Below are 19313 nucleotides of genomic sequence, written 5' to 3' on the forward strand. Positions count from 1 at the left end.
GCTCGGCGGCGCAGCTCGGCGGGGTAGGGAGACTTACCTGGCATGGACTCGATCCTCTCAAGAGATCAAGTCTCCACCGAACCCGGGGCGATTCAGAGAGCACCTTGTCACGGGACACGGGAGAGCCTTCCTGTACGAGAGATGGGAACAAGCGTGAGGTAGGGATCGCGGGCCGAGGCGATCACCGGCTGAACAGGGAGCGGTCATTGGTTTGTCGGCGGCGGGCCCACAAGTGGTGCCCGAGCACGGCAACGACGAAGACGCTCTGCCCCAGCACGAGCACCGCGACGATGACCGGGAGCGGCACGCTTCCGGGGGAGGCGGTGATCCAGCCGCCGAAACCGGCAGTGACGAACAGCGGTAAGAGCACGATCAGGTGATGGCGTCGCACAGAAGCTCTTGTTTCTCTGATGTCAGCCAGAACTCCAGGGTGAGGCTCCTCCGCTGGCTAGATCGGGGTGTGGAAGAGTTCCTCTAGTTGCGCCGGGGTGGGCTCCCGGTCGAGGTGGCACCACACGCAGCGGTATCCACCACTGGGCAGCCGGTAGCTTCCCCACCGGCCGCGCGACAGGTTGTCCACGATCGCCAGCCCACGCCCGTGTTCGGAATGCAGATTCGGCCCCTGCGTCGGGATGCGGGCCGGTGCCGAACAGCGTGAACCGGGATCGGTCACCACCAGCCGCAGGATGGACTCGTCCTGAGACAACTTGAGCGTGATCTGGCCAGGGGAGCCGTCAGCAGTGGTGGCGTCGGCGTACTTCACGGCGTTGGTGACCAGCTCCGAGGTCACCAACATTGCGATCTCGAAGGCGGCACGCTCGGTTCCCAGCCACGCACGAACCTTCTGCCGTGCCAGATATGGTGCCTGATCGCTGCACGGTAGCTGGGTGAATCCGAGTTCCTCAAAGTGGATGATGGGGGTCATGGGATAGATCACCGAATTTGCCTCGCTACTTCCCGATCACCGGTGCTTCTATGTGAAGAATGCGCGAAATGATTAACACGTCTGCTCGCCGCTTCGTGTAGCTGGTCGGCGTGGTTCAAGCTGATCTGAGGAGACCATCTCAGAAAACGCCTGCGTGATGGCCCCAATGCGAAGCACTTCCCAGGCACGAACCAGGTGTGCTACTACACATGCCTGTGCTTTTCTCGTGTGTTCTCGGGACGGAGGCTTCATTACCATGGAAAACGGCGAGCCGGAAGCCGAATTGAAAGCACCGAGAGTTGAATTCGGTGCCCATCTTCGTGATTACCGCATAGCTGCAGGGAAGCGGCAAAAGGAACTCGCTGCAATGCTCGGCTGGTCAGTATCGAAGATCAGCATGGTCGAGCGTGGAGAGCGCCCAGCGCATGAAGACTTCGTCCGCGCCGCCGACTCTGCACTTGGAGCAGATGGCGGGCTGCTAGCCCGTTGGCGCGAGACCGTCGAATACGCCACCCGATGGCCCATCTGGCTGGCTCAACTGGCGGAGATCGAACAGCAGGCAGACACCCTGCAAACCTGGCAGCCACTGATCGTTCCTGGCCTGCTCCAGACTCCGGAGTATGCACGAGCCATCTTCAGCGGCAGACCCGCCATCACCTCTGACGAGGTCGAACACAATGTCGCCGCACGCTTGGAACGCCAGCGTGTACTTCAGCGTGACAGAGGGCCTACCCTATGGGCGATACTGGATGAAGGAGTCCTGACCCGACCGACCGGCAGTGAGGCGGTGATGGCCGAGCAGATGGCTCACTTGGCCGCCCTGGATGAGCACCCCCGCATCAACATCCGCGTGCTCCCGCACAACTCCTGGCTGACCACCGGCTTGCAAGGAGCTTTCATTCTCGCTGGCGGGCCAGGGATGCCAGATATGGTCTACCTCGAGTCCATCATCACAGGCCAGATCACGGCCGACAGCGAACGCGTCCGCGAGGTCAGGCTGAAGTACGAGATGCTGCACAACGAAGCCCTGCCCCGTCGAGCTTCGCTGCAGCTCATAAGGGAGATGGCAGAGAAATGGACGAACTGACCGAAGAACTTCTCAAGAACGCTGCATGGCGGAAGGCCACCCGCTCTGGCGATAGCGGTGACTGCTTGGAAGTGGCGCCCCTGCCTGACGGCCGGGTGGGCTTGCGCGACACGGAGCGCCTCGATCTCGCTCCGTATGTGGTCTCACCGTCCGTCTGGGCAGCGTTCGTCGATGGTGCGAAGAAGGGTGAGTTCGACTTCTAGTACATGCCGTCACGGGAGACGGCCGGAGGCTCTTCGGTACTAGCCGAAGACCCTCCGGCCTTCCACTCGATCGTGGCCATCTTGCGGGCGGCCTGCCGCCGACGACGACCGTGTGATCCGCATCCCCTCCACCTGACACGGCACGTGCCACCGCCGACGTCGTCCCTGGACGCGGCCTCGCCGACACGCCGTCCCGCCGATCATCACGTCTTCTCTTAACGCCTGCTCACAGCCCGTTGATTCAGACGCGAAAAGAGTTCCTCCCGCGCCTGCCATGTCACCAGGTGAGCATCAGTGACTTCAGGCCGAAGATGGCGTTGAAGGCGCGGTACTCGATCTGATCGAAGGGGTCGGCCAGGGCGAGGAGGGGGAAGCGCCGGAACAGGGCGGGGAAGGCGATGCGCATCTCCGCGCGGGCCAGTGGCGCTCCGAGGCAGTGGTGCACGCCGTGGCCGAACGCGAGGTGGCCGAGGTCTCCGCGGGTGATGTCGAGGCGGTCGGGATCGTCGATGAAGGCGGGGTCGCGGTTGGCGGCGGGCAGGGAGGCGGTCACGAGCGACCCCGCCGGGATGGTCTGCCCGGCGATCTCCACGTCGGTCGTGGTGATGCGGGGCGGCATCGTGTGCAGGATGGACAGCCAGCGCAGCAACTCCTCCACGGCCGGTTCGATCCGGGCGGGGTCGTCGCGGACCATGGCGAGCTGGTCGGGGTGGCGCAGCAGGGCCAGGACACCCAGGCCGAGCATGTTGGCGGTGGTCTCGTGCCCGGCGATCAGCAGCAGCCCCGAGATGCCGACGAGCTCGTCGGTGCTGAGGTCGTCGCCGTGTTCGCGGACCAGCATGCCCAGCATGTCCTCGCCGGGTCGCGCCTGCGCCTCGGCGACCAGGCCGGCCATGTACGCGCGGTTCTCCCGCGATGCCGCCAGCCGCTCCTGCATCGGTGACGACATGTCCAGCATGCGGGCCGAGCGTGCCTGGAACTCGCCGCGGTCGGAGTAGGGCACGCCCAGCAGTTCGCAGATCACCAGGGACGGCACCGGCAGCGCGAAGTGGGCGATCAGGTCGGCCGGCTTGCCCGCGCGCTCCAGGTCGTCGAGGGCGGATTCGACGATCTCGGTGATGCGTGGTTCGAGCCGGCGCATCCTGCGCATCGTGAACTCGGCGGTGAGCATCTTGCGCAGCCGCGTGTGCTCCGGCGGGTCGAATCCGATCAGGTTGCCGGCCCGCAGCCGGGCCTGATCGTCCTCGCTGATGTCGCTTCCGGCGGCCAGGGTGAACGGGGCGGGCCTGTTGCTGCTGAACCGGACCGGGTCCGACAGCATCTGGCGGACGTCGTCGAAACGGCAGAGCATATAGGCGGGCATGCCGAACGGCGTCATCGTCCGCACGACGCCTTCGCCGTCGCGGATCCGGGTCAGCTCCTCGACGGGGTCGAACCCGTCGCGTCGCATCTGGACCGGCAGTTGTGGAGCTTCGGACATGGTCTGCTCCTTGCGAGGTGGTGGGTGGGGCCTACGTGTGCTCGATCCCGGCTTCGGGGGTGGCGACGGCGCGCAGGAACGCCTCGGCGAAGACCGCACAGGTCTCCTCCATGCTGGGCAGGTCGAAGCCGGGGACCTGGTCGAGGGCGGGGCGCAGCACGAAGTGCATCACGGCCGGGGCGATGAGCTGCTGGATGAGCAGCGGCATCGGCAGGGGGCGGATGCGTCCGGCTGCCATTTCGTTGGCCAGCCATCCGCCGAGGCCGGCGAGCTTGCGGGGGGTGAAGTGCTCCAGCAGGCGCCGCAGGGCGGGCTCGCCCGGACGGGCCAGCGCTTCGGCGAGCATGGCCGGCATCACCCTGGGCTCGCGGGTGAGCGCTTCGGCCAGCAGCAGGTAGATCCGGTTCACGGTCCGGCTCAGGTCGGCGGGCGTGTCGGTGACCACGTCCTCGACGTTCAGGAGCGGCATGTGGCGTTCGAAGATGGTCCGCAGCAATTCGTCCCGGCCGCCGAAGGTGACGTACAGGCTGGGCAGCGAGCAGCGGGCGGCGGTGGCGACCGCGTCGAGGGTGAGGGCGGCCAGGCCGTGCTCGCCGATCAGGCGGGCGCCCGCCTCGATCGCGCGTTCGCGCACCGGGCGCTGCCCGCCGGGGTCCACCCCGGCGGCGCGTACGGCCGCGTCGAGGGCCTGGCGGGAGCCGCCGACGCGGCGCAGCAGGGTGCTCCGGGAGACGCCGGCCTCCTGGGCGATCGCCAGGACGGGCACGTCGGCGACGTCCTTGCCCAGCCGTTCGGCGGCCCGCAGGGCGGCCTCCACGAGGTCGACGGGAACGCGGCCGTCGGTGTCCGGCATCCGCGCCTCCCCTGGACCGTCACCGTCTCGCTGTGACACACTGATAATCATAACATCAAGCGAAGTTCCAATGCTGGACCCGGCAGGAGAAGCCCGTGCCCGAGATACGGATGAAGGTGAACGGCTCCGTCGCCTCGCTCGAGGTGGAGCCGTGGGTCAGCCTGCTGGACGCGCTGCGCGAGCGGCTCGGCGTGACAGGGCCGAAGAAGGGCTGCGACCAGGGCGCCTGCGGCGCGTGCACGGTGCTGGCCGACGGCGTGCGGATCAACTCCTGCCTGGCGCTGGCCGTCCAGTACGACGGCCGCGAGATCACCACGATCGAGGGGGTGTCGCATCCGCTGCAGGAGGCGTTCATCCGCCACGACGGCTTCCAGTGCGGCTACTGCACCCCAGGCCAGATCTGCTCGGCGATCGGCATGCTGGCCGAGCACACCGCGGGGATGCCCAGCGCCGTGGCCGACTCCGGGCCATTGACCGAGGCCGAGGTCAGGGAGCGGATGAGCGGCAACCTGTGCCGCTGCGGCGCCTACAACGGCATCGTGGACGCGATCATGGAGGTCTCAGGATGAGACCGTTCGCCTACGTCAAGGCTGCCGACGTCGAGTCGGCGGTCCAGGCCGCCGCCGAGCCCGGCACGAAGTTCCTGGGCGGCGGCACCAACCTGGTCGACCTGATGCGCGAGGGCGTCGAGCAGCCCGACACCCTTGTGGACGTCACCGGCCTGCCGTACGACACGGTGGAGGAGCTGCCCGGCGGCGGGCTGCGGGTCGGCGCGATGGTGCGCAACAGCACCCTGGCCGCCGACCGGCGGGTGCGCGCCCGCTATCCGGTGCTGTCGCAGGCGCTACTGTCGGGAGCCTCCGGCCAGCTCCGGAACATGGCCACCGTGGGCGGCAACCTGCTGCAACGCACCCGCTGCCCCTACTTCTACGACATCGCCTCGGCCTGCAACAAGCGCGAGCCGGGCAGCGGCTGTGACGCGCTGGAGGGGTTCAACCGCGGCTGCGCGATCCTGGGCGTGAGCGACCACTGCATCGCCGCCCACCCGTCCGACATGTGCGTGGCGCTGGCCGCGCTGGACGCCGAGGTGGAGGTGCGCGGCGTGAGCGGCACGCGGCGCGTCCCGCTGGCCGGCCTGCACCGGCTGCCCGGCGACACTCCGCAGGTCGAGACCGCGCTGGAGGCCGGTGACCTGATCACGGCGGTCGAGCTGCCGCCCGTTCCGGTCGCGGCCCGCTCCCGCTACCGCAAGGTCCGCGACCGCGCCTCCTACGCCTTCGCCCTGGTCTCGGTCGCCGCGGCCCTGGGGGTTGACGACGGGACGATCAGCGAGGTACGGCTGGCGCTCGGCGGCGTGGCGCCCAAACCCTGGCGTGCCCGGGAGGCCGAGCGGCTCCTGACCGGCGGACCCGCGGACGATGCGGCCTTCCGCCGGGCGGCCGAGGCCGAATTCGCGTCCGCGACCGTACGGCAGGGGAACGCGTTCAAGACGACCCTGGCCGTCTCCACCATCGTGGCCACGCTGCGCGAGCTGAACGAGGGAGCGGCGCGATGAGCGTCAAGTACGCCGAGACCGAGCCCGCGACCGGCAAGTCCACGTACGTCGGCCAGGGCGTCGACCGGCGCGACGGCCCGGCCAAGACGACCGGCCAGGCTCGCTTCGCCGCCGAGTTCCCTTATCCGGACCTGGCCTACGCGGCGCTCGTGCACGCCACGATCGCGCGCGGCCGCATCACCGCCCTCGACACGACGGCGGCACGCGCGGTGCGTGGCGTGATCGACGTGCTCACCCACGAGAACGCGCCGGCGATGAAGCCCGCGCCCAAGATGAGTGTCCTCGACCTCAGCTCGATCGCCTCGGGCACCTCGGTCAACTACCTGGCCACGGACGAGGTGCACTGGAACGGTCAGCCGATCGCGGTCGTGGTCGCCGAGACGCCCGAGACGGCCCGGTACGCGGCGTCGCTGGTGCGGCCGTCGTACCAGGAGCTGCCCGCCTCGGTGGACTTCGCGGCCGAAGAGCCGAACGCGGTCCCGGAAAAGGGCATTCCGATCATGGAGAGCGGGGCCGACAAGGGAGACGCGCACGCCGCGCTGGCCGCCGCGCCGGTCTCGGTGGACCTGCGCTTCAGCACGCCGCCGTACAACCACAACGCGATCGAGCCGCACGCCACGACCGCCGTGTGGGACGGCGACCACCTGACGCTGCACGAGGGCGCGCAGAACATCCCCTGGCTGCGCAAACACCTGGCGCAGCGGTTCGGGGTGCCGGAGACGTCGGTCCGGATCCTGTCGCCGTACGTCGGCGGCGCGTTCGGCGGCAAGTCGCGCGCCTGGGCGGGCACCCTGCTGGCCGCGCTGGCGGCACGGGCGACCGGCCGCGCCGTACGGCTCGCGCTCACCCGAGCGGGCGTCTACCACACCGTCGGCGGCCGCACCCCCAGCGCCCAGCGGGTCGCGCTCGGCGCTGACGCGGCAGGACGGCTGACCGCACTGATCCACACCAGCGTCTCCAGAACCGCCCGGATCGGCGGCATGCCCGAGCCGATCACCGCGGCCTCCCACCACCTGTACGCCGCTCCCAACATCCATCTGGCCCAGAACGTCGTCCAGCTCGACCTGCTGCCCAACACCTTCATGCGCGCCCCCGGCGAGTCCATCGGCACCTTCGCCGTGGAATCGGCCATGGACGAACTCGCCTGGCAACTGGGCATGGATCCGATCGAGCTGCGCATGCGCAACGAGCCCGAGCGGGGCCCGGTGGGCGGGCAGCGGTTCACCCACCGCATGCTCAAGGAGGCGTACGCGCTGGGCGCCGAGCGGTTCGGCTGGAGCGAGCGCGACCCGCGCCCCGGCGTCATGCGCGACGGCCGCTGGCTGGTCGGCATGGGCGTGGCAACCGCCTTCCACCCGTCGATGCGCATGCCCGCGCAGGTCACCGTCCGGCTGGAGGCCGACGGCACGCTCGTGGTGCGCAGCGGCATGCACGAGATGGGCATGGGCACCGCGACCGTGCAGGCCCAGATCGCCGCCGACGAGATGGGCGTCCCGCTGGAGTCCGTCCATGTGGAGTACGGCGACTCCGACCTGCCGCCCGGCCCCGGTGCGATCGGCTCGGTGCAGACCGCCAGCGCGGCGGCGGGCGTGATCGACGCCTGCGCCAAGCTGAAGAAGTCCGCCCTCGCCCTGGCCCGCCGGGCGCCCGGCTCACCCCTGCGCGGCCGCAAGCTGGAGGAGCTGCAGGCCCGCGACGGCGGCCTCCACCACGCCCGCGGCAGCCAGACCTACGCCGAGATCCTGACCGCGGCCGGCCGCGACCACCTGGAAGCCGAGTCCAAGGCGGGCATGCTCGGCTTCGTCGCCCGCACCGTGCTCGAACGACGCCGGAAGGTGCGGGCGGCGACCGGCGCGCAGTTCTGCGAGGTCCGGGTGGATCCCGACACCATGGAGGTACGCGTCTCGCGCTGGCTCGGCGTCTTCGACGTCGGCACCGTGATCAACGCCAAGACGGCGGCCAGTCAGCTGCGTGGCGGCATCGTGATGGGCATCGGCATGGCCCTGTCGGAGCAGACCCTCATCGACGGCCGCGACGGGCGGATCGTCAACCCGAGTCTGTCGGAGTATCACCTGCCGGTGCACGCCGACGTCCCCCACATCGACGTGCACTACCTGAACGAGCCCGACCCCACGACGCCGCTCGGCCTGCTCGGCATCGGCGAGGTCGGCATCACCGGCGTCGCCGCCGCCGTGGCCAACGCCGTACGGCACGCCACCGGCAGACGTGTCCTCGACCTGCCCATCACCCTCGACAAACTGCTGTGAATCAGACGAGCGACCGCGACAGCCCGATCGCGCGTTTGCGGGCCGGACGCCGCCCCGGCAATCCCGACACTCGGGAGGCGATCCTCGCCGCTGCCCGCCACCTGTTCGCCGACAAGGGTTACGACAGCGCCTCCATCAGGGCCGTCGCCACCCGCGCCGAGGTCGACCCGGCGCTGGTTCACCACTATTTCGGCGCGAAGGACAAGCTCTTCCTGGCCTGCGTCAGCGCCCCGTTCGACCCGGCGGACCTGATGCCGAAGGTCCTGACGGCACCTCGCGCCGAGCTCGGCGCCGCCTTGGTGCGGGCCATCCTGGGCATCTGGGACTCTCCCGCCGGCAGCGCGGCCGCGGCGTTGCTGGGCTCCAGCTTGAGCAACGAGTGGATCGCGCGGCTCCTGCGCGAGTTCCTCACCACCCAGGTCCTGCGGCCGGTGCTCGAGCACCTTGGTATCGGCGAACAGGAGGCACCTACCCGGGCCGCGCTGGCCGCCACTCAGCTCATCGGCCTGGTCGTGATCCGCTACGTCCTCAAGCTCGAACCCGTCGCCTCCGCCTCGCCCGACCACCTGGTGGCCGCCACGGGCCCCACCGTGCAGCGCCATCTGACCGAAGCCCTGCCCGCCGCACTGCTGAACGGGCCGGTCCCGGGACCGGCCGAAGCGGGGAGCGCACCACCGCGCGCTCCCCGCTCCATCTCTTAAGGAACTACTTGAGGTACGGCCCGTCCGCTCCGATCTTGCCCGGAGCCGGGTTGCCGGCCTGGTCGAGCACGTAGGCGCGGACGTTGCCCTTGCCGGTGAGGGCGATTGACAGGGTCTGATCGGTGACGATCTTGACATCCCCGGTGACCGCGTCGATGTACTTCCCGTTGGGGATGCCGGTGAACGTGGCGCCGGAGGAGACGGTGACCAGGACGAAGCTGTCGGTGGACCCGCTGGTGTAGCGGCGCTTGTAGGCCATCTGCCCGGTCACGCCTTCGGTCGAGTACTGCCCCATCTGCAGCGCCGGGATCGTCCGGCGGATCTGGTTGAGCCGCTGCAGGTGCTTGACCAGCGGCTGGCTCAAGGTGGTCGCGACAGGTCCCGACGCGCTGGAGACCACCCCGTAGTCACTCGCCGTGACGGTGCCCTCGATCTTGTCGCCGTAGTAGGCGCGGCCCGTCGTGGCGATCGGGCAGCTGGGCCCGCAGTCGATCTGCTTGCCCTTCTGGAACTCGATCTCCGATCCGTAGTAGAGCGTGGGAATGCCACGGAAGGTCCACATCAGACTCATGTTCTCGGCCCAGGCGTCGGTGCCGCCGGCGTAGCGGTTGTGCGACTTGTTCGGTCCGAAGTCATGGGAGTCGACGTAGACGGTGTTGTAGGTGGCGTCGTTGACGCTGTCGTCGGAGTCCTTGCCGTTGTTGAAGGCGTTCTGCGCGTCGGAGAAGTTCATGTGCATGCGCATGTCGATGATGTTCATGCCGGAGAACTTCGAGTGGTCCGGAGCGTGGTACTCGTTGCCGTTCAGGAAGGCGTTGGTGCTGGTGGGCTGGTTGCCCGGGCCGAGCTGCCCCTCGTAGTTGTACTGCTCGATCGCAGCCTTCTCATCGTCGGCGCTGTACTCCTTGCGCTCCTTCCAGGTGAAGAACTGCGCGGAGTGGTTGACGGAACCGCGGTTCCACTTGTCGTTGACGAAGGCGGCCACCTCGCCGAACACGTAGAAGTTCTTGGCCTTCTCCTCGCCGAACTTCTCCTTCACCCGGTCGTAGATCGCCGGCAGGAAGCGGCGGTTCCAGGTGACCCGCGGGATGTGCACGGCAGTGTCGATGCGGAATCCGTCGACGCCCATGTCGATGTACCGGTTGTAGGCGTCGATGAGGTACTTCTGCACGTCGGCGTTCTCGGTGTTGAAGTCGGCCAGGTCATCGTGCAGCCAGCAACTGCGCGAGTCCTCGCCCTCCCAGTTGCCGATCCAGCACGGGTGGTAGTACTTCGTGGGGAACATGCCCGAGGTCGGGCTCGGCCACTGGCAGTTGTAGATGGTGTATCCCTCGGGGCTGTACCACTGCGTCGGGGTTCCCCAGTTCCGGCAGGTGTTGCCCGCGGGCTCCGCGGTCGACCACAGGTCGCCGTTGTACGGCCGCCCCTTGGCCATCTCGTTCTGCTCGGCCGACATGTCGGGGTCGTCACCCTGGTGCTCGACCATCGGGTCGTACTCTTGGCCCGGCACCTTCTTGCTGTACATCCATTTCCACTGCTCGTCGCGTATGCCGTAGATGGGCGGGACGAACAGGCCCTTTGCGCCCCAACGGGAGCTGTGATTGTAGACCACGTCCTGGAAGATCTTCAGGCCCTTGGCGTGCGCCTTGTTGATCAGGTCCTGGTAGGTGTGTCCGGGCGTCTCCAGACGCGTGTCCACCCGGTAGAAGTCCCAGCCGTGGTAGCCGTGGTAGTCGTAGTCGGAGCGGTTCAGCACGACCGGGGTGATCCAGATCGCGGAGAATCCGAGGCCCTTGATGTAGTCGAGCTTTTCGATGAGGCCCTTGAAGTCGCCGCGGAACATCGGGTCGTTGTTCACCGCGTTGCCGGACCTGATGTGCTGGCTTCCGCCCCGGTCGTTCGAGGTGTCGCCGTCGTAGAACCGGGCCGTCATCACGAAGTAGATGGAGTCCTTGCGAGGGTCACCACCGAGCGGAGTGCCCGGGGACGACGGCGGCGGCCCGTCGCCCGTCTTCACCGAGACGACATCGGAATACGCGGACTTGTTGCCCGCGGCGTCCAGCGCCCGCACCTTGTAGGTGTAGGACGTTTGGGGGTCCAGTCCGGAGTCCTTGTACGTCCTGCCGGAGGCGGATCGGACGACCGGGGTCTCGTTGCCCTTGGCCCGGCTGATCTCGTAGCCGGTGACGCCTACCTTGTCGGTCGACTCCGTCCAGGTCAGCGTGACGGCCGTGCCCGACGCGGTCGCCGTCAGATTCGTGGGAACGGTCGGCGGAGTCGTGTCCGGCGGCTCGGTCGTACAGGGCTCGGACGCGCCCGCGGTCACGACGCCGTTCTTCACGGTGGTGGTGCCGGTGCCGAGGGTGTAGTTGTTGCCGTGGTTGTTGTCCCAGGTGCCGTTGTTGTTGAAGGTGGCCTGGAAGGTGGTGGCGGTGCCGAGGTCGACGGTCTTCTTTTTCCAGCCGGTGCAGGCGGTGTCCATGGCGATGCCGGGGACGGTGGTCCAGGTGCCGCCGATGCCGTAGTGGATGTTGGCTCTGGTCCAGGTGGTGGAGTAGTAGACGGTGGCGGTGTTCTGGGGGTTGGTGCCCTGGCAGGGGTCCGTGGCGTTGGCGGTGGCCACGCCGTCCTTGACGATGGTGGTGCCGGTGCCGAGGGTGTAGTTCTTGCCGGTGTTGTTGTCCCAGGTGCCGCTGTTGTTGTTGAAGGTGGCCTGGAAGGTGGTGGCGGTGCCGAGGTCGACGGTCTTCTTCTTCCAGCCGGTGCAGGCGGTGTCCATGGCGATGCCGGGGACGGTGGTCCAGGTACCGCTGATGCCGTAGTGGATGTTGGCGTTGCTCCAGCTCGACTTGTAGAAGACCGTGGCGCTGTTCGCGGCACGGGCTGCGGTCACCGGTATCAGGCTTGATAACACTATGATCGCCGCGGCCGCGGCTGAGTACAGGCGCTTCATTGCCGTTCCTTCTGTTGGGGGATGAGAGTCGTCCCGGCCCGGACGAGGCCGAGACGCCCCGGCGTCGTCTAGCTGCCGCAAGGGTCGGTGGCGTTGGCGGTGGCCACGCCGTTCTTCACGGTGGTGGTGCCGGTGCCGAGGGTGTAGTTGTTGCCGTGGTTGTTGTCCCAGGTGCCGTTGTTGTTGAAGGTGGCCTGGAAGGTGGTGGCGGTGCCGAGGTCGACGGTCTTCTTTTTCCAGCCGGTGCAGGCGGTGTCCATGGCGATGCCGGGGACGGTGGTCCAGGTGCCGCCGATGCCGTAGTGGATGTTGGCTCTGGTCCAGGTGGTGGAGTAGTAGACGGTGGCGGTGTTCTGGGGGTTGGTGCCCTGGCAGGGGTCCGTGGCGTTGGCGGTGGCCACGCCGTCCTTGACGATGGTGGTGCCGGTGCCGAGGGTGTAGTTCTTGCCGGTGTTGTTGTCCCAGGTGCCGCTGTTGTTGTTGAAGGTGGCCTGGAAGGTGGTGGCGGTGCCGAGGTCGACGGTCTTCTTCTTCCAGCCGGTGCAGGCGGTGTCCATGGCGATGCCGGGGACGGTGGTCCAGGTGCCGCCGATGCCGTAGTGGATGTTGGCGTTGCTCCAGCTCGACTTGTAGAAGACGGTCGCGGTGCTGTCGCCCGTCGGGGTCGGGGTCGGGGTCGGGGTCGGCGTCGGGGTGGGGGTCGCGGTCGGCGAGGGCGAGGTGCCGGCTCGGATGGCGACGGCGCTCTTGGCTGGCACGGTGACCGTCGCCGTGCCGGCGGCATCCACCGTGACCGAGCCGCTGCCCGCGACGTTGGGGTACGTCCCGGCGGGCAGGCCGGTGGTGAAGGTGCGGGTGACGCCGCTGTTCTCGTTGTTGATGGCCACCCAGCCCCTGTCACCGCGGCTGAAGGCGATCAGGTTGCTCCCGTTGTCGGTCCAGTTGCCGACGGAGGTACCCCTGACGGCGTTGTGGAAGCCCACCATGCCGGACATCTCGCGGTCGAAGCAGGTCCAGCGGCCGTTGGAGCAGTCAGTGTCGGTGACGAACCCGCCGTTGGCGGAGGGTGGCCCGCCCTCCCTGTCGCTCCAGGTGAAGGAGGAGTAGACGTTGGGCTTGCCATACGGCCAGGCCAGCATGAACACGTTGGCCAGCTTGTAGGTGGCGCCGTACTTGTACGTGAGCGTGGAGTCGCCCCGTTCGGTGTCGTGGTTGTCCACGAAGACCATGGCCTTGTCGCTGCCCACCGACAGGCCCCAACTCTGGCCGAAGGTCTGCAGCGACTTGATCTGGCCGGTGAACTGCTCCTTGAGCTTGCGGCCGTAGACGAACTCGTCCACGTCGCCGACGCCGGTGTACTGGCTCGGCTGGACCGCCTCGTTCTGGCCGTAGATGACTTCCTGATGGATGTAGGGCGACCCCTTGAGCCTGGACTTGATCGCCGCGAGGTCGTCGGGGCTCATGTGCTTGGCGGCGTCGATACGGAAACCGTCGACGCCCAGGTCGATCAGCTTGTTCAGGTACGCGGCGATCTGGTCGCGCACGTGGTCGGAACCGGTGTTGAGGTCCGACAGGCCGACGAGCTCGCAGTTCTGCACCCGCCAGGCGTTGTTGCCGTAGTCGGCGTCGTTGATGCCGCAGGCCGGCTGGTGGAAGTCCTGGGAGGAGTACAGGCCGGGGTAGTCGTACTTGCTGAAGCCGTAGCCGCCGTAGCTTGTCGAGCCTTGTCCGGTCATGTGGTTGATGACCGTGTCCACCTGGACCTTCACGCCCGCGGCGTGGCAGGCGTCGATCATCTGCCTGAACGCGTCCTGGTCACCGAACTTGCTGGTCAGGTCGTACCGGGCGGGCTGGTAGATGTCCCACCAGACCGAGCCTCCCTTGGACATGGAATCGGACGGCGGGGACACCTGCACCGATCCGTAGCCGGCCGGGCCCAGGACGTCGGTGCACTCCCTGGCCACCGACTTCCAGTTCCAGTTCCACAGGTTGACGGTGACGCCGGGGCCGGAGGCGGCGTTGGCGGGCTCCTCGGTGAGAACCGGCAGCGCCACGGCGGTGGCCGCCACCGCGGCCGCGCTTAACGCGCCCGCAACGATTGCTTTGTAGAGTCTCATGGTGGGGGTCTCCAGATTGAGGACGGGATCCCGTGAGGGCGGGCCGGGTGGGCGAACACCTGGCCCGCTTCCATGCGAAACGCCTGCCGAGAGGCGTACGGGTTGGCTCGGCTCGACGACGCGAGCCGGCGTGACGATGCTGTGTCGTCCTCGTTCCGCGCCGCTGCGGAGTGCTTGAGAACGGAACACGGAGACGAACTGGCCGCCCGGCCCCGTACATCGTGGGCGTTGGGGGAGGGGGCGGCGCCCTCGGAGGGGTGGGGGATGGGCACACCGTAGGGGCCTCCATGTTCAGGTTTCCTAGGTGTTGCCTGGAAGTTACTCAGTGGCCATCCGGATTGCAATAGTTTGCAGAGAATTCCAGAATATCTCTCGGTCTATCTCGCCACTCTTGCTATCAAGTGTCCGTTTTTTCGTGGACATCCACACGCGTCAGTGACTAAAAGTAACGGGAAAGAAGCGGTCCGCGTGAAGCCGGGGAGGTAATTGTGGATCATTGCAAAGAGCGCGGAAAGCTCTTGCGGTGACCGTAGAGGGGTCCGCAACGTTGCTGTCTCAAGTCCATGCAATGGCTCTGTTCGGGGGAGAGGTTCACCCGTCCGAGACGACGGGGCGCAAGGCGGCCTTGTACACCGCGTGCGTCTCGTCGGCGGCGCGGGCCCAGCTCAGCCGCTCGCGGACGAGCCGCTCGCCGCGCTCGGCCAATGCCCGGCGCAGGTCTGGATCGGTCATGACCTCGATCACCGTACGGGCGATGTCGCCAGGCTCATCGGCGCGTACGAACCGGACGGCGGGCTGATCCTGGTCGCCGAGGAAGACCTTGGAGAAGCCATGGCCGAGGATCGTCGGTCTGGCCATCGCCATGGCCTCGGTCGCCACCAGGCCGAACGGTTCGAAGAGGGAGGGAAAGACACAGGCATTGGCCATCTCGTAGTACTCCAGCAACTCCTGGCGGTCCACCCAGCCGCCGGAGTCGAGCACCCGCCCGTCCAACCCGCTCTGAGCGACGATCCGCCGTACCCCGGAGTGGTCACCCTCCCCGACGATAACCAGCCGCAGCCCCGGGACGGCGGCCGCGATCGGCCGCATGGCCTCCAGCAGCTGGTAGATGCCCTTCTGCCGTTCGAGGCGGCCCACGAACAGCAGCACGGGGTCCCCGGCGGAGATCCCGAGCCTGGCGCGCAGGGCCTTGCCGCCTGCACGAAGCCTGTCCCGGGCGCCGCCGGTGGCCAGAAGCCGTTCGAAGGTGCCACCCAGGCACACGACGTCGATCGACGCCCGATCCCAGCCGGAGGCGGCCAGTTGCTCCCGGACCTCGGGCGTGGGGACGATCACGCGCCGGGCGACGCGCGCCAGCCACCGCTCGATCGCCGCGAACACCGCGCCCGCGAGGTCGCTCCGCCCGCGGTGCACCCCGTACTCCGTGGTGTGGACGTGGAGCACCACAGGGAGCCGCAGGACATGGTGGCAGAGTAGGCCGGCGAGGAAGTTCGTCGAGTCGTGGACGGCGACCAGGTCGGGCCGCCCGTCCCGCCCCGCGCGCCACAGCCGCAGAAAGTACCGCCAGTTGCTCGTCACGACCGTCAGCACGAGCAGGACGACGTCCGTGCCGCGCGTGCGGTTGAGGCGTCGGCGGCGGCCGAGCACGCCGAGGACGCGGCTCATTGGCCGATACACGGTGACCCCGCCGTTCCGCTCGTGCACCGGGAGGCGGCCGTCGTTGAGCGTGAACACGGCAAGCCGGTGACGGGCCGCCAGATGAGGGGTGATCTCCTCGATGTAGCGGCCGAGTCCGGCCGTGATGTTGGGCGGGAACTGGGTGATGATCTGGGCGATCCTCATGGTGACGTCTCCGGGGCGGGGCAGGCGTCCACGGTCTCCGCCCGGCTGTACGTCCGCCGGCAGACGGCGACGATGAGGGCGACCAGGACGAGGTTGGACAGCGCGAACGCCCACAGTCCGCCGGCCAGGCCCTGCCAGGCGATGAGCGCCGCCTGGCAGCCGAGCACGAGGGGAGTGCCCGCGACCTGGGCGACGATGAGGGCCCTGGCCCCTCGCACCCCGTCCATGAGCAGAGCGAGCGAGTACAGATTGAAGACGGTGTGGACGCCGATCCCCACGGCCGAGAGCGCCATCAGCCCTGGCGAGTAGGGGTAGTCGGCACGCAGCAGTAGGAAGAACACCGCGCTGGCCGCGAACGAGACGAGCGCGGTCACGGCGAAGACGGCCGGGGACAGGCGGCCGATGCGCCGCAAGGCCGTCGGCTTGTGCATGGTCGCCAGCGTGGGGAGCAGCACCAGGCCGACGCCGTCGGTGAACAGCACCCCCAGCAGCCGCTTGGGGAAGTTGTTGTAGATCGAGTAGACGCCGACGTCCGCCTGGGCCGCCCAGTGGTTCAGGAAGATCACGTCGACGCCGAACAGCACGGTGGTGAGGGCGGTGAGCGCGGTCAGATAGGCGCCGTGACGGTACAGCGTGCGCGCCAGCGCCGCCGACCAGAGGCGCGGCACGACCCGGAAACCCGCCGTGGCGGCGACGGCGAAGAGCACGTTCGACGCGATGAGGGCGGCGAGGTAGAGGTAGGCGTCCCCGATCCCGGGGACGAGCAGGCAGTACGCCGATGTGCCGAGGTAGGCGACGGCCACGGCGAGCTTCAATCCGGCGGTGAGCGCGTACCTTCCGAGCCCGCGCAGGAAGCTCTCGGTCAGGTACGCGGCCGTCAGGGACAGCGCCAGGGCGAGCCCGAAGCAGAGCGTGCGGACGTCGACGCCGAACACGGCGGTCAGGACGGGGGCGGCCAGCACTCCCGCGACGCACAGCGCGGCCCCCAGCACCAGTGTGGAGAGCAGAGCCGTCGTCACGAGGGCGGGGCGGTCGGCGGGCTCGGCCCGCGGCAGTTCCTGGTACATCACGAAATGCAGGCCCATCACCATGGGCACGACCACGATCAACCCGATCGACAGGACCACCGTGAACCGGCCGAAGGCGGCGGCGCCGAGCCCCCAGGCCACGGCCAGTGTGGTCGCCGCCGAGATCCCGCTGGCGAAGGCGTTCACCAGAGCCGGTCCCACCGGCCGGCCCTGGACGGCGAGGAGCCTGGCGACCCGCGCGGGCACGCCGGTCGCCGTCCGCGCCGGGGTCACCGCGTCGCCTCGCCGTACGCCGCCAGGGTGTGCTCGGCCGTTCGGGCCCAGCTGTAATGCTTCCGCACGTACGCCGCGCCGCGCCGGGCGAGCCGGTCCGAGCCCTGCGGGTCGTCGAGGCAGCCCAGCAGGAGCGCGGCCAGCTCGTCCGGATCGTCGTGGCCGCAGCGCAGCGCCCCGTCGCCGACGACCTCCGGCGAGTAGCCGGGACCGACGACGACAGGCCGGGCCAGTGCCATGGCCTCGACGGCGACCAGGCCGAACGGCTCGTACACGGAGGGGAAGACGCACACGTCGGCTGCGAGGAAGTGCGCGAACACCTCGGCGGACGGCAGGAACCGGTTCCCCGCGACCACGTGGGCGGCGGTGCCGGTCTCCTCGATCAGCCGGGCCAGCACGGCGGCGTCGTGGGTCTGCGGGAGCTCGGCGCCGACGAGCACGACCCGGGTGCCGGCGTGCTCCTCGACGAGCCGGGGTACGGCACGTACCAGGGTGTGGACGCCCTTGTGGGACGACAGGCGGCCGGCGAAGACGACGAGCCGGCCCTCGCCGCCGGGCAGGTAGCGGCGCCGGACCTCCGAGCGGATCCGGTCGCGCTCCTCCTCGGGCAGGGCCGCCAGCCGCAGGAGCTCGGGATCCTCGAAACCGTGCGGCACGACGCGCACCCGGTCGGCCGGCCAGCCCCTGGCCGTCAGCTCGTCGCGCATCGCGGCGCTCGGCACCACGATGAGGCGCGCCAGCCGGGCCTGGGCCGTCTCCAGCGCGTCGAGGACGAGGGCGTGCCGGGGGCGACGCCGTCCCGGAGCCGCGTTGAGTTCGCGGGTGTGCACGTGGAACACGACCGGCAGGCGGCCGAGCACCCGGCACAGGATCCCGGCCGGGCAGCTCATCCAGTCGTGCACCGCGACGACCGCTCCGGCTCGTCCTGGCCCGGAGCGGCCCGCCTCGGAGCGCAGGATGCGTGCGGCGGCGCGCAGGTTGAACACGAGCAGCCCGGCCGTCCTGCCCAGCAGCCGCAGGGGCCGAGGAAGACGGGGATTCCCGACGAGGCCCAGGCCGGCCGAGGTCAGCCTGTGCAGCGTGAGGTCGCCGGAGCGTTCCGTCCGGGGGGTCCGGCGCCGCCCGGCGGCCCCCAGCACCTCGATGGGGATTCCGGACTCGCCGAGAGGGGCCGTCATCCTCTCGGCGTACCGCCCGAGACCTCCCACGATCTCCGGGGGAACCTCTGAGCAGACGGCGTAGATCCGGCTCGGACGGTCCATCAGTCCGCCCGCCGCAGGTAGGCCGTCCGGGCGAACTCGAGGTCGGCCGGAGTGTTGATGCCGCGCGCCTCGTCCGGGTCGCCGACCGGCACCGCGGTCACCGGCCGGCCCTGCCGGGACAGACAGGTGAGGAACGGCAGGAAGTTGATCTCGCCGGTGACCGCCCCGGGAACGGCGTCGGCCAGGAACCGGTTCCATGCCTCCGTGAGCTCGCGGGTGCCGAGACAGAAGACGCCGACGTCGCCGAGCCCGCCCGGACGGCACCGGTCGCCCTCGCGGGACATCCGTACGCGCAGCAGCCTGGAGGTCGCGGCGTCGTACTCGTACTCGACGTACGGGTCGGGCAGCGGGACCAGGGGGAGGACGAGTCCCGGCCGGTCCGGCGAGGCCGTCCGCGCATGAGCGCGCACGACCCGTCCGAGCGTCGCGGTCGACACGTTCGCCTGGTCGCCCCAGACCACCAGGATGGCGTCGTACCCTAGCCAGTACGGGGCCGCGCCGAAGACGGCGTCGCCCATGCCGGTGGGCGTGGCCTGGACGCTCACGGTGACCTGCCCGCGGGCGATCTCCTCGGCCGCGAGCCGCCGGAACGGGCCCTCTCCGCTGGGGGAGAGCACGACGTGGATGTGCTCGACCCATGGCCGCAGGCGGCGCAGGAGCAGGGACCAGACGGTCACACCGTCGGCGATCTCCAGCATGATCTTGGGGATTCCCGTGCCGAGTCGGCTGCCCTGCCCGGCCGCGGGAATCACCGCACAGGTACGCAA

General features: G+C 68.9%; 16 protein-coding genes. 6 read left to right on the forward strand and 10 right to left on the reverse strand.

All coding sequences use genetic code 11. The annotated features are described in order from the left end of the window. Positions 1-181: 181 nt before the first annotated feature. Both ACWDXC_RS43155 and ACWDXC_RS43160 read right to left on the reverse strand, forming a co-directional pair. Positions 182-391, reverse strand: coding sequence for a hypothetical protein (locus tag ACWDXC_RS43155; protein WP_219501795.1), 210 nt, complete (start codon positions 389-391; stop codon positions 182-184). Positions 392-448: 57 nt separating this feature from the next. Then, entirely contained in the window at positions 449-925 is a 477-nt protein-coding gene (locus ACWDXC_RS43160; protein WP_219501792.1) for an ATP-binding protein, read from the reverse strand. 256 nt (positions 926-1181) lie between these two features. Between ACWDXC_RS43160 and ACWDXC_RS43165 the strand changes: the two genes are divergently transcribed. Both ACWDXC_RS43165 and ACWDXC_RS43170 read left to right on the forward strand, forming a co-directional pair. Beyond that, complete coding sequence (locus ACWDXC_RS43165) at positions 1182-2012, forward strand: helix-turn-helix domain-containing protein (protein WP_219501790.1); 831 nt, start codon at positions 1182-1184, stop codon at positions 2010-2012. Then, positions 2000-2215: a DUF397 domain-containing protein gene (locus ACWDXC_RS43170; protein WP_033411412.1), complete on the forward strand. Its 216-nt coding sequence runs from the start codon at positions 2000-2002 to the stop codon at positions 2213-2215. The genes ACWDXC_RS43165 and ACWDXC_RS43170 overlap by 13 nt, the downstream gene beginning before the upstream one ends. A gap of 277 nt (positions 2216-2492) precedes the next feature. On the opposite strand, the gene ACWDXC_RS43175 is transcribed toward ACWDXC_RS43170, so the two are convergent. Beyond that, entirely contained in the window at positions 2493-3695 is a 1203-nt protein-coding gene (locus ACWDXC_RS43175) for a cytochrome P450 (RefSeq protein WP_246644275.1), read from the reverse strand. Positions 3696-3726: 31 nt separating this feature from the next. Beyond that, positions 3727-4548 carry a TetR/AcrR family transcriptional regulator gene (locus ACWDXC_RS43180; protein WP_219501788.1) on the reverse strand — a complete coding sequence of 274 codons (822 nt, stop codon included), beginning with the start codon at positions 4546-4548 and terminating at the stop codon, positions 3727-3729. 110 nt (positions 4549-4658) lie between these two features. Here ACWDXC_RS43180 and ACWDXC_RS43185 point away from each other — a divergent pair, with 110 nt between their 5' ends. The 4 genes from ACWDXC_RS43185 to ACWDXC_RS43200 are packed head-to-tail and all read left to right on the forward strand — an operon-like array spanning position 4659 to position 9071. After that, positions 4659-5117, forward strand: coding sequence for a (2Fe-2S)-binding protein (locus ACWDXC_RS43185; protein ID WP_219501954.1), 459 nt, complete (start codon positions 4659-4661; stop codon positions 5115-5117). Further along, on the forward strand, positions 5114-6103 hold the full coding sequence (locus ACWDXC_RS43190; RefSeq protein ID WP_219501786.1) for an FAD binding domain-containing protein: 990 nt from the start codon (positions 5114-5116) through the stop codon (positions 6101-6103). The genes ACWDXC_RS43185 and ACWDXC_RS43190 overlap by 4 nt, the downstream gene beginning before the upstream one ends. Then, entirely contained in the window at positions 6100-8370 is a 2271-nt protein-coding gene (locus tag ACWDXC_RS43195; protein WP_219501784.1) for a xanthine dehydrogenase family protein molybdopterin-binding subunit, read from the forward strand. Before ACWDXC_RS43190 ends, ACWDXC_RS43195 begins: the two co-directional genes overlap by 4 nt. Continuing rightward, positions 8367-9071: a TetR/AcrR family transcriptional regulator gene (locus ACWDXC_RS43200; RefSeq protein WP_219501782.1), complete on the forward strand. Its 705-nt coding sequence runs from the start codon at positions 8367-8369 to the stop codon at positions 9069-9071. The genes ACWDXC_RS43195 and ACWDXC_RS43200 overlap by 4 nt, the downstream gene beginning before the upstream one ends. Positions 9072-9075: 4 nt before the next feature. On the opposite strand, the gene ACWDXC_RS43205 is transcribed toward ACWDXC_RS43200, so the two are convergent. The 6 genes from ACWDXC_RS43205 to ACWDXC_RS43230 all read right to left on the reverse strand — a co-directional run bounded on the left by ACWDXC_RS43205 (position 9076) and on the right by ACWDXC_RS43230 (position 19313). Then, positions 9076-11964: a carbohydrate binding domain-containing protein gene (locus ACWDXC_RS43205; protein ID WP_449992622.1), complete on the reverse strand. Its 2889-nt coding sequence runs from the start codon at positions 11962-11964 to the stop codon at positions 9076-9078. Positions 11965-12092: 128 nt separating this feature from the next. Next, a complete protein-coding gene (locus tag ACWDXC_RS43210; protein ID WP_449992624.1) occupies positions 12093-14141 on the reverse strand; it encodes a carbohydrate binding domain-containing protein in 2049 nt (682 codons plus the stop codon). 591 nt (positions 14142-14732) lie between these two features. Next, positions 14733-15983 (reverse strand): glycosyltransferase family 4 protein, encoded by a 1251-nt coding sequence (locus ACWDXC_RS43215; RefSeq protein ID WP_219501775.1) that lies wholly within the window; start codon positions 15981-15983, stop codon positions 14733-14735. Continuing rightward, positions 15980-17284, reverse strand: a complete 1305-nt coding sequence (locus tag ACWDXC_RS43220; protein WP_219501773.1) for a lipopolysaccharide biosynthesis protein — start codon at positions 17282-17284, stop codon at positions 15980-15982. The genes ACWDXC_RS43215 and ACWDXC_RS43220 overlap by 4 nt, the downstream gene beginning before the upstream one ends. Further along, positions 17281-18546, reverse strand: a complete 1266-nt coding sequence (locus ACWDXC_RS43225) for a glycosyltransferase family 4 protein (protein WP_281426851.1) — start codon at positions 18544-18546, stop codon at positions 17281-17283. Before ACWDXC_RS43225 ends, ACWDXC_RS43220 begins: the two co-directional genes overlap by 4 nt. Next, a complete protein-coding gene (locus tag ACWDXC_RS43230) occupies positions 18546-19313 on the reverse strand; it encodes an NTP transferase domain-containing protein (RefSeq protein ID WP_157383174.1) in 768 nt (255 codons plus the stop codon). The genes ACWDXC_RS43225 and ACWDXC_RS43230 overlap by 1 nt, the downstream gene beginning before the upstream one ends.

Source organism: Nonomuraea sp. NPDC003214 (assembly GCF_053590035.1).

Bases quoted from the DNA above. Each gene is read 5' to 3' on its own strand.
- ACWDXC_RS43190 (WP_219501786.1), top strand. From the start codon at position 5,114: ATGAGACCGTTCGCCTACGTCAAGGCTGCCGACGTCGAGTCGGCGGTC.
- ACWDXC_RS43175 (WP_246644275.1), bottom strand. From the start codon at position 3,695: ATGTCCGAAGCTCCACAACTGCCGGTCCAGATGCGACGCGACGGGTTC.
- ACWDXC_RS43210 (WP_449992624.1), bottom strand. From the start codon at position 14,141: ATGAGACTCTACAAAGCAATCGTTGCGGGCGCGTTAAGCGCGGCCGCG.
- ACWDXC_RS43180 (WP_219501788.1), bottom strand. From the start codon at position 4,548: ATGCCGGACACCGACGGCCGCGTTCCCGTCGACCTCGTGGAGGCCGCC.
- ACWDXC_RS43225 (WP_281426851.1), bottom strand. From the start codon at position 18,546: ATGGACCGTCCGAGCCGGATCTACGCCGTCTGCTCAGAGGTTCCCCCG.
- ACWDXC_RS43160 (WP_219501792.1), bottom strand. From the start codon at position 925: ATGACCCCCATCATCCACTTTGAGGAACTCGGATTCACCCAGCTACCG.
- ACWDXC_RS43165 (WP_219501790.1), top strand. From the start codon at position 1,182: ATGGAAAACGGCGAGCCGGAAGCCGAATTGAAAGCACCGAGAGTTGAA.
- ACWDXC_RS43170 (WP_033411412.1), top strand. From the start codon at position 2,000: ATGGACGAACTGACCGAAGAACTTCTCAAGAACGCTGCATGGCGGAAG.
- ACWDXC_RS43195 (WP_219501784.1), top strand. From the start codon at position 6,100: ATGAGCGTCAAGTACGCCGAGACCGAGCCCGCGACCGGCAAGTCCACG.
- ACWDXC_RS43215 (WP_219501775.1), bottom strand. From the start codon at position 15,983: ATGAGGATCGCCCAGATCATCACCCAGTTCCCGCCCAACATCACGGCC.
- ACWDXC_RS43185 (WP_219501954.1), top strand. From the start codon at position 4,659: ATGAAGGTGAACGGCTCCGTCGCCTCGCTCGAGGTGGAGCCGTGGGTC.